Below are 15,402 nucleotides of genomic sequence, written 5' to 3' on the forward strand. Positions count from 1 at the left end.
ACCAATAATGACACCAATAATGACATAAGCAACGACACGACTGACGATCAAGGGATGCCAAGCGCCCAACTCGATCCTATTGTGGTGACCGCTACCCGCTCAGATCGTACGCTCAGTGATGCCCCTGTACGAGTACAGATATTGAATAGGCAAAAACTAGATGACAACCATGCACACACATTAAAAGATGCCTTAGCGCTTCTGCCCAATGTTTATCTTAGCGAAGTGCACGGCAAAACTGGCTATCAAGTTAGTATGCAAGGATTTACTGGTGACCAGGTATTGGTGCTCATTGATGGCTTACCCATTACTGCCAGTACTAACTCAACCGTCAATCTAAACCAATATATGAACGTGGATATCGAACAGATTGAAGTCGTACAAGGGGCGGCCTCTGCTCAGTTTGGTAGTGCGGCGATGGGCGGTGTTATTAATATTATTACCAAACCTATCAGCGAGACAAAAGGACATATCACCACAGAAATCGCCAGTAATGGTAAACAAAACCCATCTGGCAATAATTTCGATGCAAATAAGCGCTATGTAGAAGCCAGTATCGAAGGGGCATTGGATGAAGGTAATCGTATACATGCCAGACTATCTGGTTCTTATTTAGACGATGCAGGCTTAAGCTTAGATCCAGATGCATGGGCGCAGCTAAAAGATGCCAGTGAGCAGTCACAGGTTAGCGCACGCTTAAGCTATACCCCTGATGGTCAATCAGACAAAGCAATTGATAGTAAAACAGTTAATAGCGAGGAAAATACTCGTTTAATCAGCAACTCACAATACTGGGTAGAGGCAAGTCAATATAAAGAAGACGACACTAGCCTCTTTGATTACTATTCCAAAGGCAATTATCTAGATTATCAAACCAATGAAGATATCACCAGACAGCGGTTTAGCATTGGTGCCCGTGCGGATATTGCCCCGCATAGTAACGACCGTAGCAAAACCTATAAGCTATCAGGGCAAGCATTGTATGAAGACTATCAAAGTGATTCGGAGTCTAAAAATGGGCAAACGGTTACCACAGATCGTGATACCAATATCACCACTACCCTTGCACAAGCTCAGCTTGATTTTCCTGCATTAGTACTGTCTGATGATCATACTCACCTGTTACAAATAGGTGGACAATTACAAAAAGACGAGTTAACCCAGACCAACAACCAAGTCAGTGAGCTGACTGAAGACGATGTCAGCCGTGATGTGGGTGAAATGTACCTACAAGATGACTGGCTCATTGGTGATAATTGGGAGATTCTGAGTGGCATCCGCTATCAAGATGACGAGGATTTTGGTGATCACGTCGCACCAAAAGTAGCAGTCAAATACAACTATCTAGATGCCAGTGGTCGTGAGCATAGTTTCCGCAGTAGCATCGGTGGTGGTTACCGTGTACCTAACCTAAAAGAACGCTATTATATTTTTGACCACAGTAATTATGGCTATAAAGTAACGGGCAATAGCGAACTAGAGCCTGAGACTTCAACCAGTTATCAAGTTGGCTATCAAAGTCAATTAAGTGATACCCTCAACCTCAGTATTAATGGTTTTTATAACGACATCAAAGACTTGATTCAGGTTGATGACGCAGTCATTGTGAACGGTATTGCTGTTTATAAATACATGAATGTTGAGAGTGCAGAAACTTACGGCGGTGACATCGGACTAAACTGGTGGATTGATGATAATGCTAAGCTCCAAGCAAACTATGCTTACATTCACACTCATAACAATACAACTGACAGTGAGCTCACCTATCAGCCAAATCATAAGGCAATGCTGGCACTTGATTATCAGATTAACGATCAGGTACAGCTCATTCCTCGTCTCAATTACGAATCAGAGCAGCTTATTGATACCAGTGAGCAATCTTACTCGCCATCATGGTGGACATTTGATACGAAGATTAATTATGACGCCACTGCAAACTTAAGCCTTTATGCTGCCATTAATAACATTTTCGATGTTCAGCGCGACGCGTTCGATGATAACGACTATAGTCCTCTTGATAACCGTGAATGGCTAGTGGGTGCCAGCTATCATTGGTAATAAAAATTAGCGACTATCCTGACCATCAGACAGCACCTTCTTATATAAGAAAAAATCCAGTATCACTATTGCGATACTGGATTTTTTAATGATACTTGATCATCAAACCAGAACGTGTTGAACATTCGAAAAATTAGAATAACAAGGCTACTCTTACTTTGAGTACTTGGTATAAAAGTCGATATCAACTCTTACATCCACCCTAGTCCACGTAATATGGCTGCCCCAACGGCCATGCCAAACATACCAACCACGGTGGTAAATGCTAAAATATTGGCTGCTAAGATCGCATTACCACCCATGGCTTTGGCCATGACATAACTGGCAGCCGCAGCAGGTGACGCCACCATCAAAAACAGCACACCCATATGCACGCCTGATAAACCAAATGCCAAGCCCACACCAATGGCAACCAATGGTGCAATGATAATTCGGCCAATACTCGCCTGCATCGATAACCCTGAAGGATGTAACATAGATTTCATATCAATACTGGCACCTGCACAAATAAGGGCAAGCGGTAGTGCAACAGCGGCCAATAAATCACCCGTGGTATGAATCACACCAGTGAGTGGTGGTAATGGCAGGGCTTTATAAATAAAGGCACTGACCAGCGCTAAAATAAGGGGATTGGTCAGTAGCTTTTTACCTATCATGACGCTGCGGCTGTGCCAAGTATCATTCACACTCTTAGACACACGGCTCAGTGTAATCACCGCTAAGATATTAAATAGGATTGTCACCACACCCATATAAACCGCACCGATACTCAAGCCGCTCTCACCATAAGCGTTGGCCACGGTGGCTAGACCTATAATGGCCATGTTACTACGATATACGCCTTGCACAAAGACACCTTGGTCAGCAGGTTTGCTAACAAAGCACTTGGCGTAAATCTCTGCACCAATAAATAGAATAAAGGTGACTAAAATGCCGGCAATAATTAAGGTGATTTGCTTGGCATAATCAACATCACTATCAACCAGACTAAAAAACAGCAAACAAGGCAAACAGTAGTTAAAAACGAAGCTTGAAGCTTGATCGACAAAGACCTTACTCGCCTGCCCCTTTCTTTGCATAAAAAAGCCCAACCACATTAAGGCAAGGTTGGGTAAAACGATGGTAATGGCAAATACAATGGCATCAAGCATAAATAGGCTCAGTTCGGTAGTATGCCCACCATAGTATGGACATCAGCGAGATAAATTAGCAAATAGTAAGACGTTTTTCTGACTTAGTATAGAGAGAATGCAGCAAGTAAGACAAGGTTACAGACTGCTTTCTTTTAATGAAGATTCTATTTTGAATAAATAAAGCCCATAACAAAAAATTGCTATGGGCTTTTAGACACTATTTATATAGCATGAAACTGCTATGACTCTAATGCTGCCTTCGCTTTTTTGTGCTTTTTGACTGTCATGGCTAGCAGCTGAATGGCGGCAGGTGTCACACCACTCACTCGTCCGGCTTGGGCTAAAGTCGAAGGACGAACTTGCGTGAGCTTTTGCACAATCTCATTTGATAAGCCAGAGACTGCACTATAATCAAAGTCCATCGGTAGCGCGGTATTTTCTAAACGCTTCATCTGATCAATATCTTCTTGCTGACGATCAATGTAGCCTGCGTATTTGACAGAAATCTCAATCTGCTCGCCTACTTGCGTATCGACCTGCGAATCAGTGATGGCAGCGATATCAGCAAAATGTATTTGCGGACGCTTGAGCAAATCATAAGCAGTCGCTTCTTTTGATAACACTTCACCCGTTTGCTCAGCAACCTGTTTGCCTAGCGCGTTGCCAGGGGTTGCCCACATGTCTTTTAGACGTGACGTTTCTGAAGCGATGGCTTCCATTTTTTCTTGATACGCCTGCCAGCGCACATCATCTACCAAGCCCAGTTTACGCCCAGTCTCAGTCAAGCGTTGATCGGCATTGTCTTCACGTAACAATAGGCGATATTCGGCACGGCTGGTAAACATACGATACGGCTCAGTCGTACCATGAGTAATCAAATCATCCACCAATACGCCTAGATACGCTTCATCACGGCGCGGTGTCCACACATCAAACTCGCTGTTATCTTGGGTTTCTAGAGCGGCGTTTGTACCTGCTAACAAACCTTGCACGCCCGCTTCTTCATAGCCAGTCGTACCGTTGATTTGACCAGCAAAATACAAACCATCGATAGACTTGGTTTCAAGCGTTGGTTTTAAGTTTTGTGGATCAAAATAATCATATTCAATCGCATAGCCCGGACGAGTAATGTGCGCGTTCTCTAACCCTTTCATACTATGAATAAACTCTAATTGCACATCAAATGGTAAGCTGGTCGAAATACCATTTGGATATAGCTCATGCGTGGTCAGACCTTCTGGCTCGATAAATATCTGATGGCTGTCTTTGTCTGCAAAACGATGAATCTTGTCTTCAATCGATGGACAATAACGTGGACCCACGCCTTCGATTTTGCCAGAGAACATCGGCGAGCGATCTAGGTTCTCACGGATAATGTCATGGGTGCGCGCATTGGTATGCGTGACATAGCAATTGACCTGCTCTGGATGCATAGACACATCACCCATATAGCTCATCACTGGTAGTGGCGTATCACCTGGCTGAACCGTCATCACACTGAAGTCAACGCTACGTGCATCTATACGAGCTGGCGTACCTGTCTTTAGACGCCCTACTGGTAGTTTTAGCTCACGCAAACGATCGGCCAACTTAATAGAAGGTTGGTCACCTGCTCGCCCACCTTTGGAATTCTCTAGACCAATATGGATAACGCCACCCAAAAACGTTCCTGAAGTTAATACCACAGTTTGGGTTTTAAAAATGATACCCGTTGAAGTGACAACCGCTGTAGCACGACCGTTTTCGACCAAAATATCATCGGCCGCTTGCTGAAACAAATCAAGGTTTGGCTGGTTCTCTAACGTATGACGAATAGCGGCTTTATATAAAATACGATCTGCTTGCGCACGTGTGGCACGAACAGCAGCGCCTTTACGGCTATTCAATACACGAAACTGGATACCTGCTTTGTCTGTCGCCAGCGCCATCGCCCCACCTAACGCATCTATCTCACGCACCAAATGCGACTTACCAATACCACCAATCGCAGGATTACAGCTCATCTGCCCAAGCGTCTCGATATTATGGGTCAATAACAAGGTCTGCGCACCCATACGCGCAGCTGCCAGTGCAGCTTCTGTGCCAGCATGACCACCACCGATCACTATCACGTCGTAATGTTTTGGGTATTGCATATATGCCTCACTTGACTCATAACGTCACTATTGGCCAAAAACCATTACCACCAAAAAATCATGGTTAAATAATAGGATAATCAGCAAATAAACGTCAGTCGGGTTTAGAAAAGTTAACGACTTGAATAAGCCGTTAATTATTGATTAGATAACCCATCATTATAACAATTTTTTTCAACTTAAAAAACGTCACAGCAAAAACTATTAAAATTCAGTTATAAAATAATGCTCAGTTGCAAAGCCTATCTATCCATAAAGCCTGGCTATCAACATGGGTCTTACTTACCAGGGCTAAGTGGTACGACTTGATCTGACTGACCACTAGCAAGCATATGCTGACTGCCATAGCCTTCTGGATTGATTTGCAGGTACGCATTCATTTGACCAATCGCATCACCATCATCACTGGCTAAAATTTGCGCTTTAATCAACTCAACTGGCGGCAATGGCAAGTTTTTTAGTAATGCGAGACGCTGCTGGTTATCACCTTTGCCCACGACCAGCTCTATAAGCTGACGGGCGTCAATCGGTAAGTCAGGCGTGTTCTGAGCCAACAAGGCCAAATGATAAGCACCTGCAGCATCTTGATCTGCGACAATACGTTGCTCAATAGCAATATAAGTTGCTTCTGTCGCACCACCCGCCACACTAAGCTGATGAATGCATTTCAACGCTGAATATGGCTCATTAGCCGCTATCTCAATAATGCGTGTGGATTCGTTGGTTAAGCGTTCGCGACGTTTTTCGATTTCTGCTTGCTCGGCAGCTTCTGCCTCAATGGCTTGTTGCTCTATTGATTGACTACTCATAACACTCTCTTATTATTCGTATTTTTATGATGTTCAACACACCTTGTTCTTAAGTCATATATGGGGTCGAAATAGACAAAAACAATAAAAGCCCGAGCGACCACTGAAGGACTGGCTCGGGCTTTTATACATAACACTTATAAGCTTAACAAAAAATCTTAAATAAGCTATATAGCAACTAAGCGGCAGGACTGTTTGCTTCAATCAACGGCTTTAGCTCACCTGATTGATACATTTGTAAAATAATATCAGAACCACCCATTAGCTCACCATCAATCCACAGCTGTGGAAAGGTTGGCCAATTGGCAACTTTAGGCAAAGTCGCACGGATTTCTGGGTTCTCTAAAATATTAACAAACGCAAACGGGCGACCAATTTGAGTCAATACTTCAATAGAACGTGCTGAAAAACCACACTGTGGAAATTGTGGCGTGCCTTTCATGTAAATAATAACTTTATTGTCTTTAATTTGATCACGGATCAGCTGTTCAACATCGTTTGCAGCAGTATTTGGGGTTTGCTCAGTCATAAAAGCTCCTATTGATAAAGCGGTTCATTGAAAACAGTTATTTATATTAAAAATATAATTGAGTAAAGAGATGGCTGATACATGGGGTAGTCGTCACCATATTACAAGTATGATTATATATTGGTTAAACCAATAATGGTTAAACCTCAGCTATATGAGGAACTAATAATACCACGGCACTCGCCATGATGCCCTCTTGACGACCTGTAAAGCCCAATTTTTCAGTGGTCGTCGCTTTAACACTGATATTATTCACCGCTGTTTGTAAATCGCTGGCGATATTTTCACGCATGTCTTGACTGTGTGGCGCAAGTTTTGGACGTTCGCACATCACCGTAATATCAGCATTACCTAGCGTATAACCAGCTTCTTGTACCTTACCATAGACATAACGTAATAATACTCGTGAGTCCAAGCCAGCATGTGCTGCATCGGTATCAGGGAAGTGCTGACCGATATCACCCAGCGCAAGTGCACCAAGCAATGCATCAGCGAGCGCATGCAACACCACATCGCCATCAGAATGTGCCAATAGACTATGACTATGCGCAATAGGCACACCTGCTAATATGACATATTGCTGCTGCTGACCATTATTATGGAAAGCATGGACATCGATACCTTGACCAATTTTTATCATTATTATTCCAAATTAATTGAGCATGATTAAAATACTTCAAAACTACTATGGTTAGCTCGATATAATCCGGATACAGGGAAGCCAAGTCAAAGCACTACAAATAGTAGGCTGAGTGAGGCTGACACAGTATCCAGTTTATAGAGGATGAGCTATATCTGAATTTTTAAAGGTTTTTTGAAGGCAGTAAGCCGCCATAGGTCGCCACCAGTTTCAATTAACTGGTATAATATGACGCTTATTTTATCATAATACCGAATCCAAAAGATGAGGTGACAGTGTCAATTTGGTCAACTTACTAAATCTATTAGTTTTAGTAAGCAGTATCAGTTTGTAGGGTCATATCAAATTTTACATTAAGGTATAAATAGTTGAGCCGTCTTATGTCAGCCACCCAAAATACATCAAGCATACCCGTTTCTGATTCTTTCAGCGCCCAGCGTACTTTGACGCTTGCCGATATCGATAATCCTAGCAGCAAGCATGTGATTGTTGGTATGTCAGGTGGTGTCGATTCTTCTGTGTCTGCCGTCCTACTTCAGCAAGCAGGGTTTAAGGTAGAAGGCCTGTTTATGAAGAACTGGGAAGAAGATGATGGTACAGAATACTGTACAGCGATGGATGACTTAGCTGACGCACAATCAGTGTGCGATAAAATTGGCATCAAACTACATACTGCCAACTTTGCGATGGAGTATTGGGATCGCGTTTTTGAACACTTTTTAGCCGAATATAAAGCCGGTCGCACACCCAATCCTGATATTTTATGCAACAAAGAAATCAAATTCAAAGCATTTTTGGACTATGCATTGACTCTGGGTGCTGATTATATTGCGACTGGTCATTATACGCGCCGCAGTGTGAATTACACCAATGCTGATGGCGATGAAGTCGCTCAGCTATTACGTGGTCTGGATAATAATAAAGATCAAAGCTATTTCTTACATGCGGTAGGTGGTGATAAGCTTGCCAAGACGCTATTTCCAGTGGGTGAAATTGAAAAGCCTGTTGTTCGTCAAATTGCTGAAGAACATGGCCTAATTACTGCCAATAAAAAAGACTCTACAGGTATTTGCTTTATCGGTGAACGCCGTTTCAAAGACTTTTTACAACAGTACTTGCCTGCCCAAAAAGGCGATATTGTGACCGACGATGGGCATACTATCGGTACTCATGATGGTCTGATGTATTACACCTTAGGTCAGCGTGGCGGTATCGGTATCGGCGGTGTCAAAGATCGTCCTGAGGAGCCTTGGTTTGTACTGGCAAAAAATTTGGATAAAAATCAGTTGATCGTCGGTCAAGGACACGAACATCCAATGATGCTCAGTAATGAGCTGACGGCTTATAAAATGGATTGGGTAGATGGTTTGCCACCTAGCGATATTTTTAGTCTAAAAGGTTTACGCTGTATGGCCAAAGCACGCTATCGCCAGCTAGACCAAGCGTGTCGCGTTTTTGCGACAAGTGATGACGGAAGCGACGTCCGCGTTATATTTGATAAACCACAACGTGCCGTCACTCCCGGTCAGTCAGCCGTTTTTTATATCGATGATGTCTGTTTGGGTGGCGGTGTGATTGAATCTATCGATGCGCCATGTGGGTTTTAACTCACTCGATAGTCATCTAAATGGGCTACATCGTTTAATTTATTATCTTTTTTCTTTCATTTTTAATTCTCAACAACCATTTAAAGGATCATTATGACCACCTCTTTTTCTGCCTTGACAGCCCTTTCTCCAATCGACGGTCGTTACGCGTCTAAAGCCGACAGTTTACGTCCTTATTTATCTGAATTCGGTCTGATCAAAGCTCGCGTCACCGTTGAGATTCGCTGGTTGCAGTCATTGGCTGATAATAGCGCTATCGGCGAATTGGCAGCATTTGATGAGGCAACGAATGCTTTTTTAAATGCTATTGTTGATGATTTTAGTGAAGCAGATGCGCAAGCCATCAAAGACATCGAAGCCACGACCAATCACGATGTAAAAGCAGTTGAATACTTTATCAAAAACAAATTTCGTGGTCAGGACGCACTCATTGATTCACTAGAATTCATCCACTTTGCTTGTACCAGTGAAGACATAAACAACTTATCATATGCGTTGATGCTAAAAGACAGCCGCGAGATTGTGGTTGCTAAAATGCAGCAAGTAACCGATAGCATCGTTGATTTGGCCATCAATCATGCCGAGCAGCCTATGTTGTCGCGCACACATGGTCAGACAGCCAGCCCAACGACCCTTGGCAAAGAAATGGCAAACGTGGCCTATCGCCTAGCCCGCCAAATCAAACAAATTGGTCAAGTTGAGCTATTGGGTAAAATCAATGGTGCGGTTGGTAACTATAACGCTCATTTTTCAGCCTATCCTGATGTAGATTGGCAATCACATGCTGAAGCATTTATCAATCAGCGTTTGGAGCTAACCTTTAATCCTTACACCACTCAGATTGAGCCACACGATTATATCGCTGAGCTATTTGATGCGGTCAAACGCTTTAATACTATCTTGATCGATTTTAACCGTGATATTTGGCAATATATCAGCTTAGGCTATTTCAAACAGCGTCTAAAAGATGGCGAAGTGGGTTCTTCTACCATGCCGCATAAAGTCAACCCGATTGATTTTGAAAACTCTGAAGGTAACTTGGGCGTTGCCAATGCCATGTTGGCACATCTGGGTGAAAAGCTACCAATTTCACGTATGCAGCGTGATTTATCAGACTCAACCGTACTGCGTAATATCGGTGTTGGTCTGGCACAAAGCATGATCGCTTTTGATGCTTGCTTGAAAGGCGTTGGTAAACTTGAACTAAATGCACAGCGTTTGAATGACGACTTGAACAATGCACAAGAAGTATTGGCTGAGCCGATTCAAACCGTGATGCGTCGCTACCGTGTGGAAAACCCATATGAGAAGCTTAAAGCATTGACCCGTGGTAACGCCATGACTCGCGAAGCTATGCTAACGTTTGTTGAAAGTGATGAACTGTCTACCGTGAGCGACGCTGACAAAGCACGCCTACGTGACATGACACCAGCGACTTATATTGGTAATGCCACTGAGCAAGCCCTTACCATTAAAGATTGGATTGCCAAGCTTTAACCACCATTAGCCATTCGACTAATTACTAGGGCGTGTTCTCATTTTTATCACTATTTTTAAAATGAGAACACGCCCTAATAGCAAGCAAAAAGTAAGTGAGCAAAATGCAGCGAAATTTTAAATCTGTGGTTGTCAGTACTGTTGCGGTATTCATCGTAATGGTGCTGGCAAGTATTGAGCCTCTAGAATGGTCAAGCTACCTACTACATCAGTTGGGTACCTTGATTTTTTTAGGGTTGATGCTGCTAGCCTATCGCTATTGGCATATTAGCTCGCGCGCCTATACCCTCGCTTCGATATTTCTATTCATTCATATTATCGGTGCGCGTTATCTATACTCATATGTGCCCTATGATGATTGGACACAGCTCATATTTGGCGTCAGCTTAAACGATTTATTTGGTTGGCAGCGGAATATGTATGACAGGCTAGTACATTTTAGCTATGGGCTTTTGCTGTTCAGTGCGATGGTTGAGAGCTCAAAATTTATCTTTAAGATATCATCCATCAAACTTTTGATAGCCATTGCGCTCATGGTTAACATGTCATCCAGTTTGCTCTATGAGCTATTAGAATGGGGAATCGCCACCACCTTATCGCCAGAAGCAGCAGAAGCTTATAATGGTCAGCAAGGTGATGTTTGGGATGCCCACAAAGACATGGCATTAGCATTACTCGGTGGACTTATTGCTGCAAGTACTCTTTTATACCAAACTCGTAACGAGACAATAGAATTAGAATCACAAGCAAATCGTTAATACAAACCATAAACGAACAACGAATTAGTTATCTTCATCATCGCTATCACCCGGTATGATGGCTTTACCCACTGCAACCGTACCTTTCACCACACCTTTCGTGGTTTTGTAAGCGATTTTAGCAGGTACAGTCACAAGCTTATGTACACAGCCTTGTATTAAGAACACACTGGCAATAATGACGATAAAATGTAATTTTTTCATAAATTTCCTACCATTGATTGTATGCTCTGATAGTAATTATTATTAGCCATCAGATAGGTGATAATCATAAACTATTAAAACATTCCTATAAAGCAATCATCACCATTAATCTTATATCTATATAAAGACACGGATTTACTCATGAATTCTATACCTCTATGCTTGCCAGCCTCTATCACTGCTGAACAATTCCTAGCAGAATATTGGCAAAAAAAACCACTGCTGATCAAGCAAGGCTTGCCACAGCTGGTCGGCATGTTTGATCCTGATGATATGCTAGGCTTAGCGCTAGAAGAAGATGCTTCAGCACGCCTACTGACCCAGTCTGCAACCAAGACTGCTGGTCAACCACAGTGGCAGCTAAAAAAAAGCCCATTGACTGAAACAGATTTTGATAATTTACCTGAACAATGGACAGTTTTAGTACAGAATTTGGAACAATGGTCGCCTGAGCTGGGTCAATTGTGGCAAGCTTTTGAGTTTGTTCCGCAGTGGCAGCGTGACGACATTATGGTGTCGTATGCGCCCGAAGGCGGATCAGTAGGCAAACATTATGACGATTATGATGTGTTTTTGGCGCAAGGTTATGGTCATCGTCGTTGGCAGTTGGGGAAATTTTGTGATAAAGACACTGAGTTTGTCGCTGATGAGCCCATCAGACTCTTTGATGATATGGGTGACATTATATTTGATGAAGTCTTAGAAGCAGGTGATGTGCTTTATGTACCACCTAAATTATCACATTTTGGCATGGCACAAGATGATTGCCTGACCTTTTCGTTTGGTTGCCGTCGTCCCAATTTGATGCAAGTCATCGATAGCATGGCTGATATCGCAACCAACGACAGCGATTTATTCATACCAATGTTATTGCCACAAGCGCTACAAGCATCAGGTGAGCTACAAGCTGACAGTATCGAAGCCATTAAAAACCAATTATTGCAAATGCTGCAATCTGAACGTGGTGACAACATCATTCGTCAAGCAGTGTCTGAAGTGGTGAGCAAGCGTCAATATGATGTGCTCGTACCAGAAGAAACGTTGAATACGGACGAATTGATGCAAGCCTTGGCTGAAGGCGCAACACTGCAAGCCGACTATAATAATCGCTTAATCTACAGCCAAACTGATGATGGCATCCTACTATATGCAAACGGTCAACGTATTGATGGCCTAGATGATACCGCAACGGCGGTATTGATACGCTTGGCCAGTGGCGAGCATTTAACCAGTCAAGATGTCGCGGGTGTTGACATAGATGATTTAAGCGAATGGCTAGAAAACGGCTGGGTTTGGATCGATTATCCTGAATAACGATACAACCCTAACAAATGAAGTATCGTTAAAAAACACGCTCAAAGTCTGTTTATTAAAGCTATAAATAGACTTTGAGTCGCATTTAAACGATCTATACAGTTACCGATTTTTTATAACGATTCACGCCGGCGATAACGGTCTGCTCAATTACCCTGTCATCTCCCATCATCATCAATACAAACAATTGCTCTTCAAGTGACTTGGTATGCGTCATGCGCCGCTCAAGCAACTCCGTACCACCCATATTTATCACAACAAAATCAGCTTCTTTGTTCGGCATAAAATTACCGATTTTATCATCTAGTAATAATGACTGAGCATTGCCTAATGTAATTTGGTACAACCCTTGATGGGCTGATAATGGGTTTTTCTGTAGTTGCTGAACTTTATAAGCTTCTGATAAAGTCGCCAGCATCGATAAGCTGGTCCCTGCCCCTACATCAGTGGCGATACTCACGCCCGTATAACTCAAGGTTTTGGACAAATCGAACAGACCACTGCCCAAAAATAAATTGGAAGTTGGACAATGCGCTATTTGAGTGCCTGTATCGCGTAACACCTCATATTCTGAAGTCTCAAGGTAGATACCATGTACCAATGTGGTTCGTCTACCGAGTAAGCCCATGTCGTGGTAAACGTCCAGATAACCTTTGTGATTGGGATACAGCTCACGGACAAAAGCGATTTCATCAAGGTTTTCTGCCAAATGTGTTTGCAGATAAACACTATCGTAACTGCGGTATAGCTCACCTGTCATTTGCAATTGTTTTGGTGTTGAGGTAATTGCGAACCTTGGCGTAATGGCCACATGCTGACGCCCATGCTCATGCCATTGATCAATGATATTCTGCGTATCTCGTATACCTTGTTCAGTAGACACACAAAGATTCTCAGGTGCGTTTTGATCCATCAGTACATTGCCCGTAATCATACGCGTATTCAGCCGGGCACTTTCCGTAAAGAACGATTCTACCGATTGCGGATGACTGGTCGAAAACACCAATGCACTCGTCGTACCGTTGGCAAGCAATTGGTTCAAAAAGAACTGTGCAGTATCATGGGCAACCTTTGGATCACCAAAACTGGCCTCAGTGACAAAGGTATAATTATTGAGCCAATCCAGTAACTGCTCTCCAAAAGCAGCCACCATATCTATCTGTGGATAATGTACATGCGTATCGATAAAGCCCGGCATAATAAGATTGTGCTTACAGTCATGAATTTGTACTGGCGCTTTATTTTCTTGCTCACTCTGGTTGGCATACTGCAACATCATTGATGCACAATTTCCATAATCCACGACTAGACCTGTCGTATCATCGACCACCAATGCACCATCAGCAATGTACTCAGGATAAATATTTACACCAGCAATCACAGGCTGTAATGTAACGTTTTTCTCTACTGCTGTAATATTTAAAGGACTGGGGTTTTTCAAACCCTCTGCCGCAGTGTTTGTTTTTTTAGATCTGGCAGCTAAGTCATCTTCGGTAAGGTAGTGCAGTAACTGTGCTTGATAAATATGTATGGTCATAAAAAATCTCAAATTAAGGTGTATCAGTTATATAAAGTGATATTTACGACTGATGATAAAGCTGCAGAACTTGGGCAACGATGGAGATAGCGACGGCCATTGGTTCTTTGCCACCAATCTCAAGCCCAATTGGCATGGTCAATTTATTAATTACTTGCTCACTATAACCACGCTGAAGCAAGCGAGTTCTAAAACGATTTTCTTTGGTTTTTGAGCTAATACAGCCAAGATAAGGCATAAACTGTAATGCACTATCATCATCGTCAGTATTGGCCTCATGAGAATCTGCATCCATCTCTAAAGAGAGATCCAATGCAGCACGCACCAACTCAAAATCAAGACTATGATCATGCGTCATGACCAAAATAAAATACTGAGTACCTTTGTTTACTGAATTTACTGATGCATATTGGCGACTTTTATCAATGAATGGTCGAATGAAATCCACAGGATCTTCTTCAATATGTGGACGGATATGTGCAGGAAGTTGATAAGTGACGGGTTGGTCCAGCGTATCTATACCCCTCTTTACGTATCGTTCAAACATTTCAGCTCGGCTATCCACCCAGTCTACTTGACAAGGTAACTCAGCAAGTAAACTCATTAACGAGGCGGCTACGTGTCCAGCACCGAATACCAATAACGACATCGGCGGCGTCACGTTAAAACACTCAAACATCACAGTGACACTACCACCACAGCACTGCGCCAACTTGGCACCTAATGGATAATGCTTGGTGTATACCACATCGCGGCGGACAGCTTTGGCTTTTTCAGACCTGCCTTTTTTTGAGGGTTTAGTATCATTGGATGCATCTGTATCTAGCTCACCTTTCAGTAGCTTCCTAGCCGTTATCGTCACATCATGCTCAAGACTGCCACCACCCAATGTGTCACAGCAGTCATCAAGCGTAACAATCATTTTAGACTGCAACTCTCGAGGTGCTGAGCCATTGACAGCAATGACCGTGGCCAAGACATGCGCGACACCCTGATTTTGATACTGCGACAGTCCCTCATACCAACGCCTTGGCGCTGGTACCAAAGATAGTCCTGATAATAGTGATGAGGTTTGTGGTGCTGATTCATTACTCACCGTGTGCAGGTCCTCTAGCCGTTGATACATTAGGATCTTGTATCGCCTCAGGCTGTTCATCCATCAGTGTACCTTCCGTTGCTGG

At 42.9% G+C, this 15,402-nt stretch carries 13 protein-coding genes; 5 read left to right on the forward strand and 8 right to left on the reverse strand.

The window, feature by feature from the left end; all coding sequences use genetic code 11:
• Positions 1-2,058: TonB-dependent receptor plug domain-containing protein (locus ACT3SX_RS09385; RefSeq protein WP_442069786.1), on the forward strand; the 2,058-nt coding region annotated here is incomplete at its 5' end.
• 191 nt (positions 2,059-2,249) lie between these two features.
• Here ACT3SX_RS09385 and ACT3SX_RS09390 read toward each other — a convergent pair.
• The 5 genes from ACT3SX_RS09390 to ispF all read right to left on the reverse strand — a co-directional run bounded on the left by ACT3SX_RS09390 (position 2,250) and on the right by ispF (position 7,304).
• Entirely contained in the window at positions 2,250-3,209 is a 960-nt protein-coding gene (locus ACT3SX_RS09390) for an AEC family transporter (protein ID WP_192518596.1), read from the reverse strand.
• 221 nt (positions 3,210-3,430) lie between these two features.
• Positions 3,431-5,326 (reverse strand): tRNA uridine-5-carboxymethylaminomethyl(34) synthesis enzyme MnmG, encoded by a 1,896-nt coding sequence (gene mnmG, locus ACT3SX_RS09395; protein ID WP_192518597.1) that lies wholly within the window; start codon positions 5,324-5,326, stop codon positions 3,431-3,433.
• Positions 5,327-5,604: 278 nt separating this feature from the next.
• Entirely contained in the window at positions 5,605-6,135 is a 531-nt protein-coding gene (locus ACT3SX_RS09400) for a hypothetical protein (RefSeq protein ID WP_192518598.1), read from the reverse strand.
• Positions 6,136-6,313: 178 nt separating this feature from the next.
• Positions 6,314-6,664: a Grx4 family monothiol glutaredoxin gene (grxD, locus tag ACT3SX_RS09405; RefSeq protein ID WP_192518599.1), complete on the reverse strand. Its 351-nt coding sequence runs from the start codon at positions 6,662-6,664 to the stop codon at positions 6,314-6,316.
• Between the two features lie 139 nt (positions 6,665-6,803).
• Positions 6,804-7,304 (reverse strand): 2-C-methyl-D-erythritol 2,4-cyclodiphosphate synthase, encoded by a 501-nt coding sequence (gene ispF / locus ACT3SX_RS09410; RefSeq protein ID WP_192518600.1) that lies wholly within the window; start codon positions 7,302-7,304, stop codon positions 6,804-6,806.
• Positions 7,305-7,684: 380 nt separating this feature from the next.
• Here ispF and mnmA point away from each other — a divergent pair, with 380 nt between their 5' ends.
• The 3 genes from mnmA (at position 7,685) to ACT3SX_RS09425 (ending at position 11,166) form a co-directional block, all read left to right on the forward strand.
• Positions 7,685-8,911, forward strand: a complete 1,227-nt coding sequence (gene mnmA / locus ACT3SX_RS09415) for a tRNA 2-thiouridine(34) synthase MnmA (protein WP_192518601.1) — start codon at positions 7,685-7,687, stop codon at positions 8,909-8,911.
• Between the two features lie 93 nt (positions 8,912-9,004).
• Entirely contained in the window at positions 9,005-10,408 is a 1,404-nt protein-coding gene (purB, locus tag ACT3SX_RS09420; protein WP_192518602.1) for an adenylosuccinate lyase, read from the forward strand.
• Between the two features lie 104 nt (positions 10,409-10,512).
• Positions 10,513-11,166, forward strand: a complete 654-nt coding sequence (locus tag ACT3SX_RS09425; protein ID WP_192518603.1) for a DUF2238 domain-containing protein — start codon at positions 10,513-10,515, stop codon at positions 11,164-11,166.
• Positions 11,167-11,190: 24 nt separating this feature from the next.
• Here ACT3SX_RS09425 and ACT3SX_RS09430 read toward each other — a convergent pair whose 3' ends face one another.
• The gene (locus tag ACT3SX_RS09430) at positions 11,191-11,370 is read right to left on the reverse strand and encodes an NF038104 family lipoprotein (RefSeq protein WP_192518604.1); all 180 of its coding nucleotides are present in this window, start codon (positions 11,368-11,370) and stop codon (positions 11,191-11,193) included.
• Between the two features lie 141 nt (positions 11,371-11,511).
• Here ACT3SX_RS09430 and ACT3SX_RS09435 point away from each other — a divergent pair, with 141 nt between their 5' ends.
• Positions 11,512-12,684 carry a cupin domain-containing protein gene (locus tag ACT3SX_RS09435; protein ID WP_192518605.1) on the forward strand — a complete coding sequence of 391 codons (1,173 nt, stop codon included), beginning with the start codon at positions 11,512-11,514 and terminating at the stop codon, positions 12,682-12,684.
• Between the two features lie 94 nt (positions 12,685-12,778).
• On the opposite strand, the gene guaD is transcribed toward ACT3SX_RS09435, so the two are convergent.
• Together guaD and ACT3SX_RS09445 are read right to left on the reverse strand one after the other, a co-directional pair.
• A complete protein-coding gene (gene guaD, locus ACT3SX_RS09440; RefSeq protein WP_442069788.1) occupies positions 12,779-14,221 on the reverse strand; it encodes a guanine deaminase in 1,443 nt (480 codons plus the stop codon).
• Positions 14,222-14,264: 43 nt separating this feature from the next.
• Positions 14,265-15,317: an XdhC family protein gene (locus tag ACT3SX_RS09445; RefSeq protein WP_318779563.1), complete on the reverse strand. Its 1,053-nt coding sequence runs from the start codon at positions 15,315-15,317 to the stop codon at positions 14,265-14,267.
• Between the last annotated feature and the right edge of the window lie 85 nt (positions 15,318-15,402).

Origin of the sequence: Psychrobacter sp. AOP31-B2-9, from assembly GCF_052378005.1 — a bacterium.
Taxonomy (GTDB): Bacteria; Pseudomonadota; Gammaproteobacteria; order Pseudomonadales; family Moraxellaceae; genus Psychrobacter.

Bases quoted from the DNA above. Each gene is read 5' to 3' on its own strand.
- ACT3SX_RS09390 (WP_192518596.1), bottom strand. From the start codon at position 3,209: ATGCTTGATGCCATTGTATTTGCCATTACCATCGTTTTACCCAACCTT.
- mnmG (WP_192518597.1), bottom strand. From the start codon at position 5,326: ATGCAATACCCAAAACATTACGACGTGATAGTGATCGGTGGTGGTCAT.
- ACT3SX_RS09400 (WP_192518598.1), bottom strand. From the start codon at position 6,135: ATGAGTAGTCAATCAATAGAGCAACAAGCCATTGAGGCAGAAGCTGCC.
- grxD (WP_192518599.1), bottom strand. From the start codon at position 6,664: ATGACTGAGCAAACCCCAAATACTGCTGCAAACGATGTTGAACAGCTG.
- ispF (WP_192518600.1), bottom strand. From the start codon at position 7,304: ATGATAAAAATTGGTCAAGGTATCGATGTCCATGCTTTCCATAATAAT.
- mnmA (WP_192518601.1), top strand. From the start codon at position 7,685: ATGTCAGCCACCCAAAATACATCAAGCATACCCGTTTCTGATTCTTTC.
- purB (WP_192518602.1), top strand. From the start codon at position 9,005: ATGACCACCTCTTTTTCTGCCTTGACAGCCCTTTCTCCAATCGACGGT.
- ACT3SX_RS09425 (WP_192518603.1), top strand. From the start codon at position 10,513: ATGCAGCGAAATTTTAAATCTGTGGTTGTCAGTACTGTTGCGGTATTC.
- ACT3SX_RS09430 (WP_192518604.1), bottom strand. From the start codon at position 11,370: ATGAAAAAATTACATTTTATCGTCATTATTGCCAGTGTGTTCTTAATA.
- ACT3SX_RS09435 (WP_192518605.1), top strand. From the start codon at position 11,512: ATGAATTCTATACCTCTATGCTTGCCAGCCTCTATCACTGCTGAACAA.
- guaD (WP_442069788.1), bottom strand. From the start codon at position 14,221: ATGACCATACATATTTATCAAGCACAGTTACTGCACTACCTTACCGAA.